Raw genomic sequence first — 20,025 nt, forward strand, 5'->3', positions numbered from 1 at the left:
GAACAACTCGGCGGACACACCCAAGCCCTCAAGGAAGTCCAAGCCGAAGTCGCCGGGGTAACAGAAGTCACCGACGTTGCCGACTCCTCAAGGGAAGGCAGCCCGCGGCACGCCTAGCGCGGAGGCAGCACGGATGGAGACGGGGGTCCGCCAGATGGAGCGGATGGGCCCCCGCTCGCCATGCCACAGCGGGAACGGGAACAACGTAAGTAGACGGGAAGACAACATGCCAATCCGGGTAGGCGTTATCGGCGCCGGCGTTATGGGCGCAGACCACATCAGGAACCTCTCCACCACCATCAGCGGTGCCGAAGTCACCTTCGTGGCAGACCTCGACGCCGGACGTGCGGCAGCCGCAGCGCCGCCATCCGCGCGCATCACCACGGATCCTTCCGAACTGATCTACTCCAGCGACGTTGACGCCGTCGTCGTCGCTTCCCATGACTCAACCCATGCGGGACTCGTGCTGGAGTGCTTTGAGGCAATGACCCCAGTACTGTGCGAAAAGCCGTTGGCCCCCACGCTCCTGGAAAGCCATGAAGTCGTGGAGGCAGAAGCCGACCTCCTGGCCGCAACGGGTGCCCGGCTGCTGTCGATGGGCTTCATGAGGCGCTTCGATCCCGGTTATGTGGCGCTGCGCGAAGCGACCCGGGCACGCACGCACGGCGAGCCTTTGCAGGTCCACTGCACCAGCCGGACCGCCTCCGCGGGACCCGGCGCGAGCTCGGAGTCCGCCATCACCAACTCGGCCATCCACGAGCTCGACATCATCCCTTGGCTGCTGGATTCGCCCATCACCGAGGTGTCCTGGCAGTCGGGGCGGAGTTCCCGGCGCAGCACCGGTGACCTGCGGGATCCCGCCTTCATGCTCCTGCGCGCGGCCGACGGCACCCTGGCCACGCTCGAACTTTTCCTCAACGCGCAGTATGGCTACACCACCCGGTGCGAGGTCGTGTCTGAGTTCGGCACCACGGCACTGCCCGAACCAGCCGCCCTCGATGTCCGGCACGAGGGGAGGCGCAGTACCGAAATCCCCGCCGATTGGCGTCCACGCTTCGCCGACGCTTACCGCCTGCAACTCCAGGCCTGGATTTCAGCCCTAGAAAAGGGGGAGCCTGCGCCCCTCGCCACGGGTGAGGACGGGCTGCGCGCGTCGCAGCTCGCACAAGCCATGATCCGTTCGCTCCACAGCGACGGGGCCTACACGAAGGTGGCCTACTGATGGTTTCATCCGGCCTTCCGGAGTCCGGTCTTCCGGTGGCCCGTGTGCCGGATTCCCGTGACGCGCCAGCGCTGCGTTGGGGGATCATGGGCCCGGGGTGGATTGCCGAACGCTTCACCGAGTCGGTGCAGGCCTATTCAACGCAAGTGATTGCCGCCGTCGGCTCCCGTTCCTTGGAGCGGTCCAAGACGTTCGCGGACGCTTTCGGCCTACCCGCCGCTTATGGAAGCTACGAAGAGCTGGCTACGGCTCCGGACATAGACATCGTTTACGTGTGCACTCCACACAACTTCCACCACGCGGCTGCAGCACTCGCCATCGACGCGGGCAAACACGTCCTCATCGAGAAGCCGATCGGCCTGAACGCTGTGCAGGCGCGCGATATCGCCGCGCGGGCAAGGGCAGCCGGCGTCTTCGCCGCCGAGGCCATGTGGAGCTTCTTCCTTCCGAAGTTCGACGTGATCCGGCAAGTGCTCGACGGCGGGACGCTGGGCACCGTGACAACGGTCCTTGCAGAATACGGCGAGCACTTCGAACGCAGCCACCGCATCTTCGATCCCGCACTGGCTGGTGGGCCCCTGCTGGACCTGGGCACCTACCCGCTGGCCCTCATCATCGAGGTCCTGGGGGCGCCCGAACGATTGAGCGCTTTCGGACAGCCCCACGAATCCGGTGTCAACGCCCAGCTCTCCGCCATCCTGCAATTCCCGGGCGGAAGCCAGGCCGTGATGAATACGCACCTGCATAATTTCACCCCCACAATGGCCACGATCGTTGGCTCCGAGGCCACGTTGACGATCGATGGCCCTTTCAACATGCCCGGCGGTTTCGAGGTCCGGTTTCCGGACGGCACACGGCTTCGCTACAACGAAGCGGCGGGCGGCCATTTGGAAGGCTTGCACTACGAAGCCGCCGCGGTGGCCCGCGCCATCGCCGCCGGTGACACGGAAACCCGACAACGGCCCCTGGCCTCCTCCATCCGGACGATGGACGTCGCCGATGAAATCCGCCGCCAAATAGGCATTGAATTCCCGGGCGAAGGCAACGCGCCCGCCTGAGCAATTGTTGTACTGACTATCGAAAGGACCGGCCCATGGCCTACATCGAACAGCATTCAGCCGAACTTCCCACGCCTGTGCGGCTTGGCCTCATAGGCTCCGGCTGGATGGGAGCGTTCCACGGCGAAAGCATAGCCCGCAGGGTTCCCGGCGCGGTCCTTGCCGCCGTCGCCGATCCCAACGTGGACTCCGCCGCGTCCGTGGCTGCCCAGCTTGGTACGGCGAAAGTCACCGCAGACGCAGCCGACATCATGGCCGATCCGGAGATCGATGCTGTGATCATTGCCAGCCCGGCGCGCTTCCATGCTTCCCTGATCGCCCAGGCCGCGGCCGCGGGCAAACACGTGTTCTGCGAAAAGCCCGCGGGGCAGAGCCTCGAAGAGCTCGACGCCGCGCTCCTCGCCGTCGAAACGGCACGGGTACATTTCCAGATCGGCTTCAACCGCCGCTACGCCACTGACTTCCAGGCCGCCAAGAAGGACCTGGCCGAAGGGATTGTGGGGGAGCCGCAGCTCTTGCGCTCGTTGACGAGGGATCCAGGCACCGGGAGCATCGGACACGCAGCCAGGATTCCGGCCTGGACGATCTTCCTGGAAACCCTCATCCACGATTTCGACACGCTGAACTGGTTCAACGAAGGCGCCGAGCCGGTGGAGGTCTACGCCGTCGCGGATGCTTTGGTGGAACCGGGCTTGCGTGACCAGGGATTCCTGGACACCGCCGTGGTCACTGTCCGCTACAGCAATGGAGCCTTGGCAGTGGCGGAAGCCAACTTCAGCGCTCTTTACGGCTACGACGTCCGGGGCGAAGTCTTCGGCTCCAAGGGCATGGTCCAGGCAGGACGGCCCACTGAAACGGCTGCCCTGAGATACACGGCAGAGGGCCTTTCGGCCGAAACCCCGAGGCTCAACGTGGAACTGTTCCGCGATGCCTACACTGACGAACTCGTGGACTTCACGGCGGCAGTCCGCGCGCGCCGCGATGGCACGCAGCCGCCGTCGGGCGCCTTCACCCTCACCCCAGGAGCTGCTGACGCGCGGCGCGCCTTGGCGATGGCGCTGGCGTGCATCGAATCGGTCCAGCGCGGCGGACCCGTGGAGGTACCTACCGTCTCGAGCAACAAGGCCGGTGTCTGATGCGGCTCGCCGTGTGCGCCGAAATGGTCTTTACGGAGCTGCCGTTCACCGAACGGGTACGCCGGATCCACGAGGCGGGATTCGACGTCGAACTCTGGGACTCGAGGAACAAGGACATTGCAGCACTCAGGTCGAGCGGCGCGGTCTTTTCCTCCATGACCGGATACACCTCGGGGAGCCTGGTTGACGCCGAAACCGCCGACGATGTGGTGAGGACCGCCAAAACGCTGATTCCGACCGCCTTGGAACTCGGCGTCAGCCGCATGGTGGTGCACTCGGCCCAGCTCATCGACGGCAAAGCAGCCCGTCCCGTCTACCGGTCCAACGGCAGCATGTGGATCACGGGTGTCCGGACCTTGGAGCGCCTTGGCGCGCTCGGGGAAAAGCACGGACTGACGTTCTGCCTCGAAAACCTCAACACCGTGCTGGACCACCCCGGAATTCCGCTGGCGCGGGCCAAGGACACCCTCACGCTCGTGGAGGCGGCCGGACACCCCCATGTGAAGATGATGCTGGACCTGTACCACGCACAATTGGGGGAGGGGAACCTCATTGAGCTGGTCCGCACCGCCCTGCCGCATATCGGCGAGATCCAGGTGGCGGACGTCCCGGGCCGTTGCGAGCCCGGGACCGGCGAGATCAACTATCCGGCTGTTGCCCGTGCGCTCGCGGCTGCGGGCTACGAAGGCACCGTCGGCATGGAGGCATGGGCCAGAGGCGACGACATGGCGGCGCTTGAGGCGTTCCGCCGGGCGTTCACGGTTGAGGCCGAAGAGTCCCTGGACAGCTCAGCTTTTTCAACGGAGGTAGCACTATGAAGGACGTCGTTCTCGGGCTGGTTGGAGTAGGGCGGATCGGCGTGATGCACGCCAACAACATTGCAGCCCTCAACGGGGAACTGAATGCGCAGGGCATCAAGGTGCAGTTGCGGCTCACGGATGTGGCCGAAGAACATGCCCGTCGGATCGCGGCGGGGCTCGGCGCGCAATTCCTGCCCTCCGTAGAGGCCTTGATCGCGTCCGGAGCGGATGGGCTGGTCATCGCGACCGGAACGGGCACCCACCCGGAACTGATCCGCGCGGGAGTGGACGCCGGTATTCCGGTGTTCTGCGAGAAGCCCGTGGCCATGAATGTGGCCGAGTCGCTGCCTGTCCTGGAGCATATCCGTGCCAACGATGGTGTGGTGCAGATCGGCCACCAACGTCGCTTCGATGCCGGATACCTCGAGGCCAAGCGCGCCTACCAAGCCGGAGAACTCGGGTGGATCCACTCGCTGCGCGCCGTGACCTGCGATATGGCTCCGCCGCCCGTGGAGTTCCTGGCGACGTCCGGCGGGCTGTTCCGTGATTGCTCGGTCCACGACTTCGACATCCTGCGCTGGTTGACCGGCCGCGAAATCGTGGAGGTCTATGCCAAGGGTTCCAACAATGGCGATCCCGCCATCGGCGAAGTGGGCGATGTGGACACCGCCTTGGCTCTGATCACGTTCGACGACGGGACCGTTGGCACCGTGTCGGCAACGCGTTACAACGGGGCTGGACACGACGTCCGACTCGAAATCCAAGGCTCGAAGCATTCCCTCATGGTTGGCCTGGACGAGCAGACAGCCATGGAATCAGCCGAGACCGGCGTAGCGTTCCCGTCCGGAGAACCTCACAAGACCTTCGCCGAACGCTTCGACCAGGCCTATCGTTCTGAAATGGCAGCCTTCGTTGAACTGGTCCTGGGCCAACGGGAGAACCCGTGCACTCCGGAGGACGCCGTCGCGGCTTCCCGGGTGGCGGATGCGGCGCAGGAGTCGCTCGCGAGCGGGGTCCCGGTCAGAGTGGCACTCGTGACGGCCTAGGCCAGTTAGGCGGTTCCAGGCCCCAACTGACTCGCAGTTGTTGTCGTTTTGGAGGCCCAGAACGACAACAACTGCTAGTCAGTTGGGTGTGGGAACTCCTTAGGCGCCGAACGGCAAGCGGGGGTCGATGTCCTGTCCGTCCCAGCTCTGCCGTACCCACCCGTGGTGGGGGTCGTCGCTGATGAGCCATTCGCGCACGGGCCCCGGGCCGGCCATGACGTTCAGGTAGTACAAGTCGTAGCCGGGAGCGGCCATGGCGGGGCCGTGCCAGCCATAGGGAACAAGAACGACGTCGCCGGTCCGAACCTCCGCGGCAACGTCGATCGGGCGCTCATCGGAGGCGTAGACGCGCTGGTAGCCGATCGCGTCGGCGTCAGCAGGCGCACCGGAGGGGTCGGCCACGCGGGTCTCGAAGTAGTAGATCTCCTCGAGCTGCGTTTCGCCGTCCTTTTCCTCGTCATGCTTATGCGGGGGATAGGAAGACCAGTTGCCCGCGGGCGTGAGCACTTCGCAGACGATGAAACGGTCGGCCTCGAGGGCGGCGGGAGTACCGAAGTTATGGACCTGGCGCGAACAGTTGCCTGCTCCGCGCAGCTCAACGGGGGTCTCCGCGGCGGTCACCAGCCTAGTGGGGTATGACGCGTTGGCCGGGGCGGTCGCGACGGCGACGCGGCCGCCGTCGGGCGAGCTGATGGTGACAGCGGCGTTCGTGCCGGAATACAGGACATCGCTGGGGCCGTGGAAAACCGACGCCCGCCCCGCAAGGGGATAGTCGACGTCGTCGACCGTCACTGTGAAGGCGCCGTTGAGCGGAACCACGATCCGCTCTTCTGCTGCGGCGGGAAGCTCGACGGCGGCGCCCGCGGCGAGCGTGGCGACCTTAAGCCCGGTGTGGGCCCAACCGTCCACGGCCAACGCGGAATCGGAGGTTCCGAGAGAGATGTCCCAATCGCCGTCGTTGGCGGTGCCCAGTGGATAGACCCAGTTGGCCATGGAGTTATGTCCTTGCGTTAGCGCTGTACGAGTGTCATTTCAAAGCTGTAGGAATCGGCCCGATAGACGTGGTGGCCGGTCTCGACCATGCGTCCGGTGTCGTCGACGGCGGTGCGCTCCATGGTGACCAAAGCCGAGCCGACCTCCGCCTCCAAGAGCGGCGCCTGGTAGTCGTTGGCGATCATGGCGCCGATCCGCTGCGAGGCGAGGCGGAAGTTGACCCCGCCGCGGCGGAGGATGGCGTAGAGGCCTTCTGCCTGGAGCATGGATTCGTCCATGGAGGTTATGTCGTCGCGGACCCAGTTCTCCATGAGCGCCAGCGGCTTACCGCCCACTTTGCGCAGGCGGGTGAAGTGGTAGACCTTGGAACCGGCCGGAAGCTGGAGTGCGGTCAGCGTGGCTGCGTCGGCTTCCATGTGCGAGAAGCTGAGGACCTGCGTTGTGGGCTTCTTGCCGTTGTTGGTCAGGTCGTCGTACAGGCTGGAGAGTTCCAGGGGCCGGCGGACCTGGCTCGACACCACCTGCGTGCCGACGCCGCGCTTGCGGACCAACAGGCCCGAACGGACAAGCTCGTCCATCGCCTTGCGCATCGTGGGCCGGGACAGGTTCAGCTGGGCGGCGAGGTCAATCTCGTTGTCCAAACGGCTTCCGGGCTCCAACACTCCGCTGTGGATGGCGGCCTCGATGCCCTGGACCACCTGATGGTACAAAGGCACAGGGGAAGAACGGTCGATAGTGAGGCCAAGTTGATTCGCCATTGCATGCTCCCTCGCATTCCGGGACTGTCCCGGAAGTTGCAAGCATGTCCGCTCATGTTCGCTTGATAGGACATACTGCTTTACTGATGATAGCAGGAGCATTGCGCGGGTCAAGGGTGCCTGAGGTGCGTTTATCGTGCCTTGTCACAGGTTTTGTAGGGACATGTCCAGACATCAGGACGAGGCATCAATTGCCTTAGCCGCGGGTGGGCCTTTCTGCGTCCGGTGCCATCCGGCGTCGGGCGCTTTCAGCGGCGGAGTCGGGCGCTGCTGCGTTGACGGACGTAGCCGACGGCGGCAAGCACCGCGCCCAGTCCCTCGGCGGCCGCGCTGAGGGTCTTCTCGAAAAACCATACGGGCTCGTACATGGACGGGAGCGGACCGATGGCCGGTATGTCGACATATCGGTAGAGGAGGACGGCTATGAAGGCGCTTCCAGCAACTACCACCGCGGCCGCGTAGGCCGGCCGGTTGCCGCGGATCAGGACATACAGGCCGACGAGGATTGCAACAGCGGCCTCGATCCGAAACAGGTTGCCTTCCCCGATTCCACCAGGCGCACCCAATTGGTAGCCGGAGGCCAGATCGAGGTGCACTACAGCGTCGATGCCCAGGGCTGCCGCTATAAGCAGTCGCAGCAGGATGTCCCTCGGCCTGCGGTTCATCGGCTTGCGGCGGGCCGCTTCACGGGTGCTCACTTTACGACCAGCGTTCCGTGCATGTTCGAGTGATAGGCGCAGTGGTAAGGGTAGCTGCCCGGTGTGGTGGGCGCCGTGAACTGCGCTGTCCCGCCCCCGCCATCGATGGCAGCGTCGAACGACTTTCCATCGTCCGAGGTGACCGTGTGAGCCTGGGCGTCCTCGTCCTTCACGGTGATTTTGGCCCCCGGGCTGACCGACACGGGTCCTTGGTAGCCGAAGTCCTTGATGGTAATGGTGAGCGATGGGGAGGTCCCGGAAGGCGGAGCAGTCGAGGAGGCGGCAGAAGGCGGGCTTGACGATGCGCCCTGGTAACCAGTTCCGGATGCCCCGCAACCGCCCACGGCGATCAGGGCGGCCGCTCCAACGATGACCATCATGGCCTTGGGGTTGTTCCTCATGATTGGTTCCCCGCTCCTCGTGTCCGGTGGCGCGAATGTGCTTGCCACATTGATGAGACGAATTCCGGAGCGGTCAGGTTCACGGGAACTAGTACTTTGCTTGCCGCCGGCGGAGGCGGCCCGCTCGGTCACCCCACCGGACGCAGCGTCCTGCAGACCTCCACGAAAGCCTTGAACGGGGCGAGCCGTTCCTCCTCAGGCAGCTGCGAGGCCTCGGGATGCCATTGCACGGATGCCACCCAGCGCTGCGGATCCTCGAGGGCCTCCACTGTCCCGTCCTCTGCGACCGCCGTCACCACCAGGCCATCGCCTACCCGTGCCACGGCCTGGTGATGTCCCGAAGCGATACGCACCGAGTCGCGCGAGCCATAGAGCCCGGCCACCTTGGAATCCGGTGAAAGTTCGACGTCGTGCCACGCCCAGGCGCTGAGCCCACCGTCCGCCGTGGTCACGCCGTTGTGTTCCACCGCAGACGGGTACATGTCCTGGATCAGCGTCCCGCCATAGACAACGTTGAGGAGCTGATGGCCACGGCAGATGCCAAGGGTGGGCAAACCGGCGTCGAGCGATCCACGGGCGACCGCCAAGTCCAGGCGATCCTGGTCGGGGTTCACGTCATAGCAGGCGTCGGTCGCTTCTTCCCCGTAGAGTCGCGGATCCAGGTCCCCACCGCCGGGCAGCAGGACCCCGTTGAGGGATCGGAGTTCGGCGGCCAGCGGACCTGCTTCGTCGGTGAAGGAAGCGTCCAGCAGCACAGGCTCCGCACCGGCGTCGCGCATTAGTTCGACGATGAAGTCGAAGAGTTCATTCGCCTCGACCACGCGGGCATCCGCGCTTTCGGAACTGCTGAGGCGGACAGGAATGCCGATCCGGGGCCTTAAGCTTCTTTGCTGTTCGGAAGTCTGCATCCTCCATGATGCACTGGCCGGTCGACTCCTGCGCAACGGGAACCGCGGGCTTACGCTGATGCCATGAATCCGTCCCGCGCCCTGACTCCCAGTCCCCGCACGCTCGAGATTGAGAGCGTGGCCCATTTCGACAAGCTGCTGAGCTCCGGTGCCGCAACGATGCACGGATGGCACGCCCAGTCGCTAGACCTGCGGGGCCGACGAGCGGACCTCGAGAGGCTGGATCCGCAAGGCGCCATCTTCCTGGGCTGTACCTTCGACGACGGCGTCGAGGACTCCCTGCGCAGCCGCGGCGCCCTCATCTTTCCGAAACTCCGCGGAGTGCCCTTCAACCCGTACCGGGGCAGCCTCTACAGCGCCGCCGAACTGTACGAGGACATTGACTCCACCGAGTACGAAGCAACCCTGGACGCGCAGGTCTATCACTGGAGCATCATGCCGGGGCAGCGGACCAGCCTGGATGCCACCCTCGCTGCCGCGCTGCACGACCACGCGATCGGGGATGCGCTGGACGAGCTCCTGGGCAACGGGGATTTCGCGGGGACCAAGGTCGTGGGAGTCATGGGCGGGCACGCCGCACAACGCGGAACCACGGACTTCCACGACGCCGCGCGGCTGGGGCGGCTCCTGGCTCTGTCGGGCTTCACGGTAGCCACCGGGGGAGGACCGGGTGCCATGGAAGCCGCCAATTTGGGCGCCTACTTGAGCGGCCTGCCCGACGCCGACTTCACCGTCGCGCTGCAATCGCTCGCGGCGGTGCCGGGTTTCCGCCCCTCGGTGACGGCGTGGGCGCGGGCGGCGGCCGCCGTCGTCGGGCAACATCCGAGCGGAACGACGTCGCTGGGCATCCCCACCTGGTTTTACGGGCACGAGCCGCCCAACCTCTTCGCCACACACATCGCCAAGTACTTCGCCAACTCCGTGCGGGAGGCGATCCTGCTGGAGCTATGCAACGGCGGGATCGTATTCCTTCCGGGCTCCGCCGGCACCGTGCAGGAAATCTTCCAGGATGCGTGCGAGAACTTCTACGGCGCCCCGGAAACCGTCACGCCCATGGTGCTCGTAGGTCGCGACCATTGGGAGCGCAAGTATCCAGCGTGGCCCATGTTGCAGAGCCTTGCCGCCGGGAAAGTGATGGAGGGCCGGATCTTCCTGGTGGACAGCGTCGAGGAAGCACTCGCCGTCGTCGCGGGCTAGGCGCCTCACACGGGACATGCCCAGCCAGCCCTGGCTTGGCGTCCCGACCCGGCACTTAGGGACATGTCCAGCCTTGGCCTGGAACATTGGGCATATTGCGAATATGCCCATCTTTGGACTTCAGGGCTGGACATGTCCCTATCGGCGAAAGCATTATGCCCGCTGCTGAGCCCTAGGGCTGGGCATGTCCCTTGGCCGGTTGGTGGACATGTCCATTGCGTGACTTCAGAGCGGGGCATGTCCGGTGCGATGCGGGGATGCCAGGTTAGTGCGGGGATGCCAGGTTAGTGTGGGGGCCGCCCGCCCAGTCGAACGGTGACTTTGCGGGCTGCGTCTTGGCATGCCTCGCCGAGGCTGGCGAGGGTGTCCTGCGAGACCCGGAACTTCGGCGCAGGTATGAGGACGGAGGCCACGATGTCTCCGCGGTGGTCAAAGACAGGCGAAGCAACACCGACTTCTTCGATTGACGTTTCGCCGAAATTGAAGGCCCATCCCCGGGTCACAGACTCCTTGAGCCGGATCAGGTAGGCCTCGAGGGACTCCTCGTCGAGACCGGGCAATCTGATGGAGCCGCTGCGGAGGAGCTTGCGGACGCGGTCGGCGTCTTCGGCGGCAAGAAAGACCTGCACCGAAGAGCTGAGCGCCTCGTTGTAGCGGGCACCCAACGGTGCGAGGTGCTTGACCTGGTGGCGGCTGGCGATTTGCTCCACGCACATGGATTCGCTCCCGTTCCATACCATAAGGGCGCTCGTCTCGCCTGTCCGTTCGCTCAGCTCGCGCAACACGGGATAGGCCACCCGGCGCTCTTCCAGCTCGGCGAGGAGCGGCCCGGCAAGGGCGATCATCCCCAGGCCCAGCCGGAAGCGGCGGGACTCGGGGTCGCGCTCCACCAAGTGTTCCTGTTCGAAGGTCGCGAGGATTCGGGACACCGTGCTCTTGTGCAAGCCGATCCTGCCGGCGATCTCGGTGACACCCAGGAGGGGTTCCTCGGCGGTGAAGCTGCGCAGCACGGCAATGGCGTTCTCAAGTACCGAAGCGCCTCTGGAATCGCCGGTGGCCGGGGTTTCACGTTCTGCTGGGGTCATGATGGTCACTATATGGCTCTTTTAATGGGGACATGCCCAGCCTTGGCCTAGAGCAATGAGCATATGAGTCATATGTCCACTGCTCGGGCGCAAGGCTGGGCATGTCCATGGGTAACGTGGGGGTCAGGCGCCGATGATGTTGTATTCCGGGCCGAAGGGGAACTTGGTGATGTTCTCGGCACCGTCTTCACCGACCACCAGGATGTCGTGCTCCCGGTACCCGCCGGCACCCGGCTGGCCATCGAGGACGGTGATCATCGGTTCCATGGAGACCACCATTCCCGGTTCCAGAACGGTGTCGATGTCTTCGCGCAGTTCCAGTCCGGCTTCGCGGCCGTAGTAGTGCGAGAGGACGCCGAAGGAGTGTCCGTAGCCAAAGGTGCGGTTGGCGAGCAGTCCATGCGAAACATAGATCTCGTTGAGCTCCGCGGCGATGTCCTTGCAGACCGCCCCGGGCTTGATGAGTTCCAGTCCGCGCTTGTGCACGTCCACGTTGATGTTCCACAGCTCCAGGGAGCGTGCATCGGGTTCGCCGTAAAACAGAGTCCTTTCCAGGGCCGTGTAGTAGCCCGAGGTCATGGGGAAGCAGTTCAGCGACAGGATGTCGTGTTCCTGGATCTTGCGGGTGGTTGCCCAGTTGTGGGCGCCGTCCGTGTTGATGCCGGACTGGAACCACACCCAGGTATCGCGGATTTCTGAGTCCGGGAACGTGCGGGCGATCTCGTGCACCATGGCCTCGGTGCCGATCAACGCCACCTCGTACTCGGTGATGCCGGCAGTGATGGCATTGCGGATCGCTTCGCCGCCGAGGTCGCCGATCCGGGCGCCGTGCTTGATGACCTCGATTTCCTCGGCGGACTTGATCATGCGCTGGCGCATCGCGGCCTGGGCGACGTCCACAAGGGTCGCTCCGGGGAAGGCGGCCTGGATCTTGTTGCGGTTGTCCAGGGGAAGGGAGTCGTCCTCGACACCCAGGCGCCGGACGTTGATCCCGCGGGTGCGCAGCACTTCCTGGATGCCGAAGATGTAGTTGTCCCGGCGCCAGTCCGTGTAGACCAGGTTGTCCCCGTAGCTGCGGCGCCACGGCATGCCGGCGTCGATGTTGGCGGTGACCGTGACGGTGTCGTCGGCCGTGACCACCATGGCGTAGGAGCGGCCGAAGTAGGTGAACAGGAAATCGGAGTAGTACTTGATGGAGTGGTAGCTGGTCAGGACAACGGCGTCCAGTTCCTTCTCTGCCATGATCCGGCGAAGGCCCGCAAGGCGTCGCTCAAACTCTGCGTCAGAGAAAGTCAGGGAGACCTTCTCTCCGTTGTTGAGGACCTTGAGGCGCTCAAGCTTGGTGACGTCGCTGACGGCTTCATTCTCGGTGATGGTCATGGGTGGTGTTCCTTTCAATGGGTGGGTTGTTTTCAGTCCTGCTGCAGGGGCTTCTTGGAGGTCTCCACAGCGAAGAGGACCGCGATGAGGGAAATGACGGAGGCTGCCACGAGGTACCAGCCGGGGGCCAGTTGGTTGTGGGTCAGGCCGATGAGGAGTGTTGCCATGAACGGGGCGGTGCCGCCGAACAGGGCGTTGGAGAGATTGAAGCTGACGGCGAAGCCGCTGTAGCGGACCCTCGTGGGGAAGAGCTCGGCGAGGAAGCTGGGCAGCGTGCCGTCGTTGAGTGTAAGCATCGCGCCCAGCAGGATCTGCACCAGGACGATGACCAGGAAATTGCCGGTATCGAGGAGCATGAACGCCGGAACGGTTAGCACCACGAACAGCACGGAAGCGGTGATGAGCATGCGCTTGCGGCCGAACCTGTCCGATGCGATCCCGGTCAGGAAAATGAATCCGATATAGCTGAGGAGGGCAATCGTCGTGGCCAGGAACGATTCGGCTGCGCCGAAGTGAAGCTCCTCGGAAAGGTACGTGGGCATATAGCTGAGGATCACGTAGAACCCGACGGCGTTGAGCAGCACGGCGCCCGTCGCAATGATCAGCTGCTTGCGGTACGTCTTGAACATGGCGAAGGCCGGAGCCTTGACCGCGGTGTCCTTCGCGGCCATTTCGCGGAATGCCGGGGTGTCCTCGAGTTTGGTGCGGATGTAGCGGCCAATCAGGCCCATCGGGGCTGCCAGGAGGAAGGGCAGGCGCCAGCCCCACTCGCCGAGCTGGTCGGCGCTCAGCACCGAACTGAGCAGCGCCGCCAGCAGGGATCCGAGCAGCAGGCCTGCCGCTGTACTGGCGGGTACGACGGCGGCATAGAGTCCGCGTCGATTGGCCGGTGCGTATTCCACCAGGAAGGCTGAGGCACCCGCGTATTCGCCTGCTGCCGAGAAGCCTTGAACAACGCGGACGAGCAGCAGGAGGACCGGCGCCATGACACCGATGGTGTTGTAGCCGGGGATCAGTGCGATGCAGAACGTTGCCACGGACATGAGCACGATCGACAGGGAGAGTGCCTGTTTGCGTCCGAGGCGGTCACCGATGTGGCCCCAGATGAATCCGCCCAGTGGACGGACGAAGAACGAGACGGCGAAGACGCCGAACGTGGCGAGCAGGGCTGTCTGCCGGTCCGATGCGGGGAAGAAGACGGTCGAGATAATCCCGGCAAGGTAGCCGTAGACGGCGTAGTCGAACCACTCGACGAAGTTGCCGATGAAGCTGGCAGTGATGACTCGGCGTCGGGTGTCTTTACTGACTGTGTGGCTGTCGGCTGGCTTTGGTGTGCCGCCCGGGGCGGCTGTCGCATCGGGAAGGCCGGATCCGCCTTTGGATCCGGCATGAGCGCTTCCCGGGATTGCTGCGACGGAGGATGTTTCGTTTTTCATGAATCCACCAAGAACTTTGGGGTTGCATTCAACGCAACGCTGTTGCACCAGAATAGATGTGTCGCGCATCACCGTCAAGGGCTTCCGGTAACTATCCAACTGTCTCGCAATAGATGTCGTCATGGACGCTCAAAACGACAACAAGTGCGAGCTAGTTGGGGAGGGTGGCGCACTCACTGCAACATGGTTGCTTTCTTTGGGTGGAATCTCGGTCCGGAATGCAAAAAAGAAGCTCCCCGGATCCAGGGATCCGGGGAGCTTCAAAGCAAGCGTGAAAGGACTATTTGAGCCAGGCAGCCACCGCATCCGGGTGGGCATCCACCCATTTCTTGGCAGCGGCATCGGGCTTCATGCCGCCCTGGATGTCCGTTGCGACGGAGTTCTGGTCCGCGTTGGTCCATGAGAAGGCCTTGAGCAGTTTCGCGGCGGGAGAACCGCTGTCCGCAAACTTCTTGGCCATCACTTTGTTCAACTTGTAGTCGGGGTAGTCGCAGGCCACCTTCTCGGCGTCGGCATCGCAGCCCGGAGTGTAGGCGGGCAGGCTGACCTTCTTGAGGGGGACCTCGGAAAGGAACCATTGAGGCTCGTAGAAGTACCCCAGCAGCGGCGTCTTGTTCTTCTCCGCCGTACGGAACGACTGGATCAATGCTGCTTCCGAACCGGAGAAGACCACTTTGTAGTCGAGGCCTAGATTCTTGACGAGGGCTTCATCGTTGGTGACGAACGCCGGGTCGCCATCCAGTACCTGGCCTTTGCCGCCCGACTCGGACGTGGCAAACAGGGACGCGTATTTGTTCAGGTTCTTGCTGTCCAGGATGTCCGGGTATTTCTGGACCATCCATGGTGGTACGTACCAGCCGATATGCCCTTCGTTGCCCGTGGGACCAGCGTCCACCGCGACCTTCTGGTCGGTGATGTACTGCTTTGCGAGGTCCTCGTGACCCCAGTTCTCAAGGATGACGTCGACTTCTCCCGAGCCGAAGCCCTGCCAGGAAATCTGTTCCGACAGGTCCTTCTGGACTACAGTGCAACCAAGTTTGTTTTGGGCTATGTAGCTGTAAACAGCCGCATTTGCCGTGTAGCCCACCCATGCGTTGAGGGCCACGTTGACGGTTCCGCAGGGGGTGCCCGAAGCGCCGGCTGCGGCCGCCTGATTGACTGTTGCGCCGCCGCAGCCGGCTAGCAACAGGGCGGCAGCGACGGTTCCGGCGAGCGTGGGAATTGTTCGTTTCAACAGCAGTCCAGCTTTACTCATGGTTGGATCTCCTTGGGTGGGGCAGTGTGTTGGGGGAGTGCGTGAGACTGTGCCCGTTAGTGGGCGGGTGATTTTGCCGAAGGGACTTTTCGGACGGGGTTGGCTGCGGCAGCCTGGGTCATGCGATCCAACAGGATGCCGAGGAAAACGATGGCCAGGCCTGCGGCGAGGCCCTTGCCGAACAGCGAACTTTGGACAAAGCCGGCAACGACGTCGTACCCAAGGCCACCCGCTCCGACCAGCGCTCCGACTACCACCATGGCGAGGACGTAGATCAGGCCCTGGTTGGCCGCGAGGGCCAGGGATTGCCGAGCCATGGGCAGCTGGACCTTCGTGATGACTTGCCAGGGAGTTGAGCCGCTGGACACGGCAGCTTCCATGACGGTGGGCGAAATTGCGGCGATGCCGTCGGCCGTGATCTTGATGGCCACGGGCGCCGCGTAGATGATGCCGGCAATGATGGCGGTGAACCGTGTGGCGCCGAAGAGGCCCAGGAACGGAACGAGGTAGACGAAAGCCGGCATGGTCTGTCCGGCGTCGAGCATGGGCCGCATGAGCTGGTCCACTTTGTCGGACCTGCCCATGGCCACGCCGAAGATGACGCCCAGGACCATGACCACTGCGGTGGCAACGAGGGTTCCTGCCAGGGTGACCATGGCATCGCTCCACAGGCCCAGGTAAATGATCACGGCCAAGCACGTTGCCGTGACCGCTGCCAACTTCCAGCCGCCGAGGGCAAACGCCGCCACGACGATCACGGCAACCAGGAGGTAGAAAGGCGTCTCTGTCAGGAGTGACTGGAACGGGTTGAGGATTCCGTTCGTGACTGCCTCACGGAAGGACACCGTAAAGAGGAAGAGGTTGGTCTGGAGCCATTCGCTCGCGGAGCTCACTCCGCTGACAATGGCCGGTCCAATGTTGAGGTCCTTCGGGAAGGCGGCGGCCCAGAGCATCGTCCGGGACAACTGGACGGTGACGAGCACCACAAGCAAGCTGACGGCCAGCAGAATGTATCTGATTCGCCGCGATATCCGGCGCCTGCGGTTTGCTCCGGGTTCGGCCCGGCGGCTTGCGGCCGTAGTCACGCGGTCCAACACTATGGCCAGCAGGACGATCGACAGTCCGGCATTGACCGCCGTGCCGACGTCGAGCGACTGCAGGGCGCGGATAACCACCTGTCCCAGCCCGGGGGCAGCGATCAGCGCCGCGATGGTCACCATGGACAGCGCGGCCATGGTGCTTTGGTTGATCCCCATGACGATGGTGCGCCGGGCGAGCGGGAGCTGCAGGGTGACGAGCCGCTGCCAACCGGTGGTTCCCAAGGAGTCGGAGGCTTCGCGGGTGTTTTCCGGGATGCATCGGATGCCATGCGCCGTCAGTCGGATGACGGGCGGTGCTGCGTAGATCACGGTGGCGATCACGGCGGAGGCGGGTCCGATCAGGAAGATGAGGGCCAGCGGTGCCAGGTAAACGAAGGTGGGAAGGGTCTGCATGAAGTCGAGGACGGGGGTGATTACTTTGGCAACCCGGCCGTAGACTCCTGCGAGGACTCCGAGGGGGATGCCGAGAGCCAAGGTGAAGAGCACGGCTGTGAGGACGAGGGCGAAGGTGTAAGCCGCTTCCGTAAACAGCCCCTGAAGGCCGAAGAAGACGAAGGCGGCTGCTGTCAGCAGGGCCACGCGGGCGTTGCCCACCGCCAAGGCGATCCAGCTGAGCAGCGCGACGGTTCCCAGCCAGCCGATTTCCGGCAGCCGAAGCCCGGTGGTGCTGGCGGCGAAAACGCCGATGAACAGGTTTGCGACGGCGTCGACGGCGGCCCGGAGGGGTGTGAAAACGTACTGGAAGACGGGATTGTCGGCCCGGTTTGAGGCCACCCAGGCATTGAATTGGTTGAGGGAGCGGTGGAGGTCGGTGAGCTCCGACGCCGGCAGCGTGAGGGTCGCCGTGCCGTGGAGGAACAGGAATCCGACGAGCCAGACGACGCCGGCCCCGCCCAGAAGGAGGGTGCGGCGGCTTAACCGCTTGCGCGGTGCGCGGACGGAAACGAGGCCGGTCTGAACCGGGGCGCGATCGCGGACGAGTGTGGACATCACGCCGCAACTTCCGTGCTGCGGATGACCGACAAGATGCTGTCGCGGTCGATCTGGCCGGTGATCTTGCCGGAGTCTTCCACCAGGACAGGGCACGATGAGTTCATGACGGTGGGAATGGCGTCGCGGATGATCGTGCCTGCGCTCAGGACCGGAGCATCCCCGGGAGTGCCTAGTGCTACGGGATCGGTGATCCACTTGAGTGTCAGGACATCCGCGCGAGGCACCTCGGAGACGAAGTCGGCGATGTATTTGTCCGCAGGCGATCCGACGAGATCGTCGCCTGTGCCGCATTGGACCGTCTCCCCGTTCCGCATGATCAGGATGCGGTCCCCGAGTTTGAGCGCTTCGGAAAGGTCGTGGGTGACGAAAACCATCGTCTTTCCCATTTCTTTGTGCAGCCGGATGACCTCCGCCTGCATATCGCGCCGGATGAGCGGGTCCAAGGCGGAGAACGGTTCGTCGAAGAGGATAGTGTCCGGATCGCCTGCCAAGGCGCGGCCAAGTCCGACGCGCTGTTGCATTCCGCCGGAGAGTTGATCGGGGAAATGCTGCTCGTAACCTTTGAGGCCTACGAGCTCGATGATTTCGCGGGACCTGGCATAGCGCTCGTTCTTGGCGGCGCCACGGATCTGCAGCCCGTAGGACACGTTGTCCAGCACGGTGCGGTGCGGCAGGAGGCCGAAATGCTGGAAGACCATGGACATTTTTCGCCGACGCAGCTCCCGAAGCTCGCCGGTTCCCGCTTGCATCACGTCCTTGCCGTCCACCAGGACGCTCCCCGACGTCGGTTCGATGAGCCGGGTGAGGCACCGGATCAGGGTGGACTTTCCTGATCCGGACAGGCCCATGACGACGAACACTTCGCCCTTCGCGACGTCGAAGTTCATGTCGCGCACTGCGGCATTGCACCCTGTGCGTTCAAGCAATTCGGCCGAGCTCAAAGCCGAGAGCCCGGGATCCTTGGGGATCTTTTCACCTCCGGGGCCGAAGACCTTCCAGAGGTTGCGCACTGATATGTCAGGACTGCTCATTGCTGTACTCCTGCCTGTGACGGCTCGAACCAATGGCTGGGCCCGGGGCTGATGTTTTGCCAGATGTGCTTCGTTTCTCGGTATTCGGCCAAGCCCGCGAGCCCCAATTCACGGCCATTGCCGGACTGTCCGAAGCCGCCCCATTCGGCCTGCGGAACGTACGGGTGGTAGTCGTTGATCCAGACCGTCCCGTGGCGCAACGCTTCGGAGACCCGCTGGGCTTTCGATGCGTCTGCCGTCCACACGGCGCCGGCCAGTCCGTAGACGGTGTCGTTGGCCAGCCGGACGGCCTCTTCCTCGGTGGTGAATGCTTCCACCGTCATGACGGGGCCAAAGGATTCCTCTTGGACCACGCGCATCGAGGTGCTGCACCCGTCCAGCACGGTGGGCGGGTAGAAGCTGCCACCGGCCAACTCCGGGCTGTCCGGAATGAAGCCGCCGCACAGCAGCCGGGCGCCTTCCGCAAGCCCGGCCTGCACATAGGCGTGGACCTTGTCCCGGTGGGCGGTGGAGATCAGCGGGCCTGTCTGGGCTTCCTGGTCGAAGGGCCCGCCCAGCCGGATCCGGCGGGCACGGCGCACCACTTCGGCTACGAATTCCTCGTGGATGGACTCTTCGACGATGAGCCTGGCCCCTGCCGAGCAGACCTGGCCGGAATTCAGGAAGACGGCCGTCAAGGCGTTGTCGATGGCGGCTTCCCGGTCGGCGTCGGCGAACACGATGTTCGGGTTCTTGCCGCCGAGCTCGAGGGCCACTCGCTTGACCGTCTGCGCTGCCGCCACCATGATCCGCTTGCCGGTTTCAAGCCCGCCCGTGAACGAGACCAGATCGACCCGGGGATCCGAGCTAAGTACCGCCCCCACTTCAGTTCCCGTTCCGGTCACGAGGTTCGCGACACCGTCTGGCACCCCTGCTTCCCGCAGGGTGTCCATGAGCAGGATGGACGTGGAGGGTGTCAGCTCACTGGGCTTGAGGACAAATGTGTTGCCGGCCAAGAGCGCAGGTGCAACCTTCCACGAAGCCTGCAGGAGCGGGTAGTTCCACGGCGTGATGAGCCCGCAGACTCCTACGGGTGCATGGACGACCCGGCTGATGGCGCCGGGCCGGCCGGTATCGACCACACGGCCCGCGTCCGTGCCTGCCACGCTGCCGTAGTAGCGGAAGCAGGCTATGACGTCGTCGATGTCGTATTCGGCTTCGACCAGCCGTTTGCCGGTGTCGAGGGCTTCGGCCGCGGCGTAGCCGGCTTTGTCCCGCTGCAGCAGGCCGGCTACGCGGAGCAGGATCGCGCCGCGTTCCAGCTCGGGCATGCCCGGCCAGAGGCCGTCGTCGAACGCTTTCCGGGCGCTCGCCACGGCGGCCTCGGCATCGGCCGCGGTGCACTCCGCGACGTCGGCAACGTGCGTGCCGTCCGCCGGGCAGCTGATGCTCCGGGTGCTTCCGCTGGACTGCTGCCAAGCGCCGTCGACATAGCTGCCGCGCACTGTTGTTTGGATCTGTGAAAGTTGTGGGCTGTTCATGCCGCTCC

General features: G+C 64.2%; 18 protein-coding genes. 6 read left to right on the top strand and 12 right to left on the bottom strand.

The features are described 5' to 3' along the window. The first annotated feature begins 226 nt into the window (after positions 1-226). The 5 genes from QRN45_RS17225 to QRN45_RS17245 are packed head-to-tail and all read left to right on the top strand — an operon-like array spanning position 227 to position 5,262. On the top strand, positions 227-1,222 hold the full coding sequence (locus QRN45_RS17225) for a Gfo/Idh/MocA family oxidoreductase (RefSeq protein WP_241708203.1): 996 nt from the start codon (positions 227-229) through the stop codon (positions 1,220-1,222). After that, positions 1,222-2,280 carry a Gfo/Idh/MocA family protein gene (locus QRN45_RS17230; protein WP_241708204.1) on the top strand — a complete coding sequence of 353 codons (1,059 nt, stop codon included), beginning with the start codon at positions 1,222-1,224 and terminating at the stop codon, positions 2,278-2,280. The genes QRN45_RS17225 and QRN45_RS17230 overlap by 1 nt, the downstream gene beginning before the upstream one ends. A 35-nt stretch (positions 2,281-2,315) precedes the next feature. Continuing rightward, a complete protein-coding gene (locus QRN45_RS17235) occupies positions 2,316-3,416 on the top strand; it encodes a Gfo/Idh/MocA family oxidoreductase (protein ID WP_284764137.1) in 1,101 nt (366 codons plus the stop codon). After that, on the top strand, positions 3,416-4,234 hold the full coding sequence (locus QRN45_RS17240) for a TIM barrel protein (RefSeq protein ID WP_241708206.1): 819 nt from the start codon (positions 3,416-3,418) through the stop codon (positions 4,232-4,234). Before QRN45_RS17235 ends, QRN45_RS17240 begins: the two co-directional genes overlap by 1 nt. Beyond that, positions 4,231-5,262 (top strand): Gfo/Idh/MocA family oxidoreductase, encoded by a 1,032-nt coding sequence (locus tag QRN45_RS17245; RefSeq protein WP_241708207.1) that lies wholly within the window; start codon positions 4,231-4,233, stop codon positions 5,260-5,262. Before QRN45_RS17240 ends, QRN45_RS17245 begins: the two co-directional genes overlap by 4 nt. A 99-nt stretch (positions 5,263-5,361) precedes the next feature. On the opposite strand, the gene iolB is transcribed toward QRN45_RS17245, so the two are convergent. The 5 genes from iolB to QRN45_RS17270 form a co-directional block, all read right to left on the bottom strand. Then, complete coding sequence (gene iolB / locus QRN45_RS17250) at positions 5,362-6,255, bottom strand: 5-deoxy-glucuronate isomerase (RefSeq protein ID WP_284764138.1); 894 nt, start codon at positions 6,253-6,255, stop codon at positions 5,362-5,364. Between the two features lie 17 nt (positions 6,256-6,272). Beyond that, positions 6,273-7,013 (bottom strand): GntR family transcriptional regulator, encoded by a 741-nt coding sequence (locus QRN45_RS17255; RefSeq protein WP_078106216.1) that lies wholly within the window; start codon positions 7,011-7,013, stop codon positions 6,273-6,275. A gap of 248 nt (positions 7,014-7,261) precedes the next feature. Beyond that, positions 7,262-7,711 (bottom strand): hypothetical protein, encoded by a 450-nt coding sequence (locus tag QRN45_RS17260; protein WP_241708209.1) that lies wholly within the window; start codon positions 7,709-7,711, stop codon positions 7,262-7,264. Further along, entirely contained in the window at positions 7,708-8,112 is a 405-nt protein-coding gene (locus QRN45_RS17265; protein ID WP_241708210.1) for a cupredoxin domain-containing protein, read from the bottom strand. Before QRN45_RS17265 ends, QRN45_RS17260 begins: the two co-directional genes overlap by 4 nt. A 128-nt stretch (positions 8,113-8,240) precedes the next feature. Next, positions 8,241-9,020 carry a gamma-glutamyl-gamma-aminobutyrate hydrolase family protein gene (locus QRN45_RS17270; protein ID WP_241708211.1) on the bottom strand — a complete coding sequence of 260 codons (780 nt, stop codon included), beginning with the start codon at positions 9,018-9,020 and terminating at the stop codon, positions 8,241-8,243. 63 nt (positions 9,021-9,083) lie between these two features. Between QRN45_RS17270 and QRN45_RS17275 the strand changes: the two genes are divergently transcribed. Further along, entirely contained in the window at positions 9,084-10,217 is a 1,134-nt protein-coding gene (locus tag QRN45_RS17275) for an LOG family protein (protein ID WP_284764140.1), read from the top strand. 284 nt (positions 10,218-10,501) lie between these two features. Here the strand turns inward: QRN45_RS17275 and QRN45_RS17280 are convergent, their stop codons facing one another. From QRN45_RS17280 to QRN45_RS17310, 7 genes are all read right to left on the bottom strand, one after another. Next, positions 10,502-11,302: an IclR family transcriptional regulator gene (locus QRN45_RS17280; protein WP_284764141.1), complete on the bottom strand. Its 801-nt coding sequence runs from the start codon at positions 11,300-11,302 to the stop codon at positions 10,502-10,504. Positions 11,303-11,425: 123 nt separating this feature from the next. After that, complete coding sequence (locus QRN45_RS17285) at positions 11,426-12,682, bottom strand: aminopeptidase P family protein (RefSeq protein WP_284764142.1); 1,257 nt, start codon at positions 12,680-12,682, stop codon at positions 11,426-11,428. Between the two features lie 32 nt (positions 12,683-12,714). Beyond that, entirely contained in the window at positions 12,715-14,118 is a 1,404-nt protein-coding gene (locus QRN45_RS17290; protein ID WP_241708215.1) for an MFS transporter, read from the bottom strand. A 280-nt stretch (positions 14,119-14,398) separates the two neighbouring features. Further along, positions 14,399-15,373: an ABC transporter substrate-binding protein gene (locus QRN45_RS17295; protein ID WP_284764143.1), complete on the bottom strand. Its 975-nt coding sequence runs from the start codon at positions 15,371-15,373 to the stop codon at positions 14,399-14,401. A gap of 56 nt (positions 15,374-15,429) precedes the next feature. Beyond that, positions 15,430-17,463, bottom strand: a complete 2,034-nt coding sequence (locus QRN45_RS17300; RefSeq protein ID WP_284764144.1) for an ABC transporter permease — start codon at positions 17,461-17,463, stop codon at positions 15,430-15,432. Next, positions 17,463-18,497: a quaternary amine ABC transporter ATP-binding protein gene (locus tag QRN45_RS17305; protein ID WP_078106208.1), complete on the bottom strand. Its 1,035-nt coding sequence runs from the start codon at positions 18,495-18,497 to the stop codon at positions 17,463-17,465. The genes QRN45_RS17300 and QRN45_RS17305 overlap by 1 nt, the downstream gene beginning before the upstream one ends. After that, positions 18,494-20,017, bottom strand: coding sequence for an aldehyde dehydrogenase family protein (locus QRN45_RS17310; protein ID WP_241708217.1), 1,524 nt, complete (start codon positions 20,015-20,017; stop codon positions 18,494-18,496). The genes QRN45_RS17305 and QRN45_RS17310 overlap by 4 nt, the downstream gene beginning before the upstream one ends. Positions 20,018-20,025 lie beyond the last annotated feature (8 nt).

The organism is Arthrobacter sp. efr-133-R2A-63, assembly GCF_030209795.1.
In the GTDB taxonomy this organism is placed as follows: Bacteria; Actinomycetota; Actinomycetes; order Actinomycetales; family Micrococcaceae; genus Arthrobacter; species Arthrobacter bambusae_A.

Bases quoted from the DNA above. Each gene is read 5' to 3' on its own strand.
- QRN45_RS17225 (WP_241708203.1), top strand. From the start codon at position 227: ATGCCAATCCGGGTAGGCGTTATCGGCGCCGGCGTTATGGGCGCAGAC.
- QRN45_RS17230 (WP_241708204.1), top strand. From the start codon at position 1,222: ATGGTTTCATCCGGCCTTCCGGAGTCCGGTCTTCCGGTGGCCCGTGTG.
- QRN45_RS17235 (WP_284764137.1), top strand. From the start codon at position 2,316: ATGGCCTACATCGAACAGCATTCAGCCGAACTTCCCACGCCTGTGCGG.
- QRN45_RS17240 (WP_241708206.1), top strand. From the start codon at position 3,416: ATGCGGCTCGCCGTGTGCGCCGAAATGGTCTTTACGGAGCTGCCGTTC.
- QRN45_RS17245 (WP_241708207.1), top strand. From the start codon at position 4,231: ATGAAGGACGTCGTTCTCGGGCTGGTTGGAGTAGGGCGGATCGGCGTG.
- iolB (WP_284764138.1), bottom strand. From the start codon at position 6,255: ATGGCCAACTGGGTCTATCCACTGGGCACCGCCAACGACGGCGATTGG.
- QRN45_RS17255 (WP_078106216.1), bottom strand. From the start codon at position 7,013: ATGGCGAATCAACTTGGCCTCACTATCGACCGTTCTTCCCCTGTGCCT.
- QRN45_RS17265 (WP_241708210.1), bottom strand. From the start codon at position 8,112: ATGAGGAACAACCCCAAGGCCATGATGGTCATCGTTGGAGCGGCCGCC.
- QRN45_RS17270 (WP_241708211.1), bottom strand. From the start codon at position 9,020: ATGCAGACTTCCGAACAGCAAAGAAGCTTAAGGCCCCGGATCGGCATT.
- QRN45_RS17275 (WP_284764140.1), top strand. From the start codon at position 9,084: ATGAATCCGTCCCGCGCCCTGACTCCCAGTCCCCGCACGCTCGAGATT.
- QRN45_RS17280 (WP_284764141.1), bottom strand. From the start codon at position 11,302: ATGACCCCAGCAGAACGTGAAACCCCGGCCACCGGCGATTCCAGAGGC.
- QRN45_RS17285 (WP_284764142.1), bottom strand. From the start codon at position 12,682: ATGACCATCACCGAGAATGAAGCCGTCAGCGACGTCACCAAGCTTGAG.
- QRN45_RS17290 (WP_241708215.1), bottom strand. From the start codon at position 14,118: ATGAAAAACGAAACATCCTCCGTCGCAGCAATCCCGGGAAGCGCTCAT.
- QRN45_RS17295 (WP_284764143.1), bottom strand. From the start codon at position 15,373: ATGAGTAAAGCTGGACTGCTGTTGAAACGAACAATTCCCACGCTCGCC.
- QRN45_RS17300 (WP_284764144.1), bottom strand. From the start codon at position 17,463: ATGTCCACACTCGTCCGCGATCGCGCCCCGGTTCAGACCGGCCTCGTT.
- QRN45_RS17305 (WP_078106208.1), bottom strand. From the start codon at position 18,497: ATGAGCAGTCCTGACATATCAGTGCGCAACCTCTGGAAGGTCTTCGGC.
- QRN45_RS17310 (WP_241708217.1), bottom strand. From the start codon at position 20,017: ATGAACAGCCCACAACTTTCACAGATCCAAACAACAGTGCGCGGCAGC.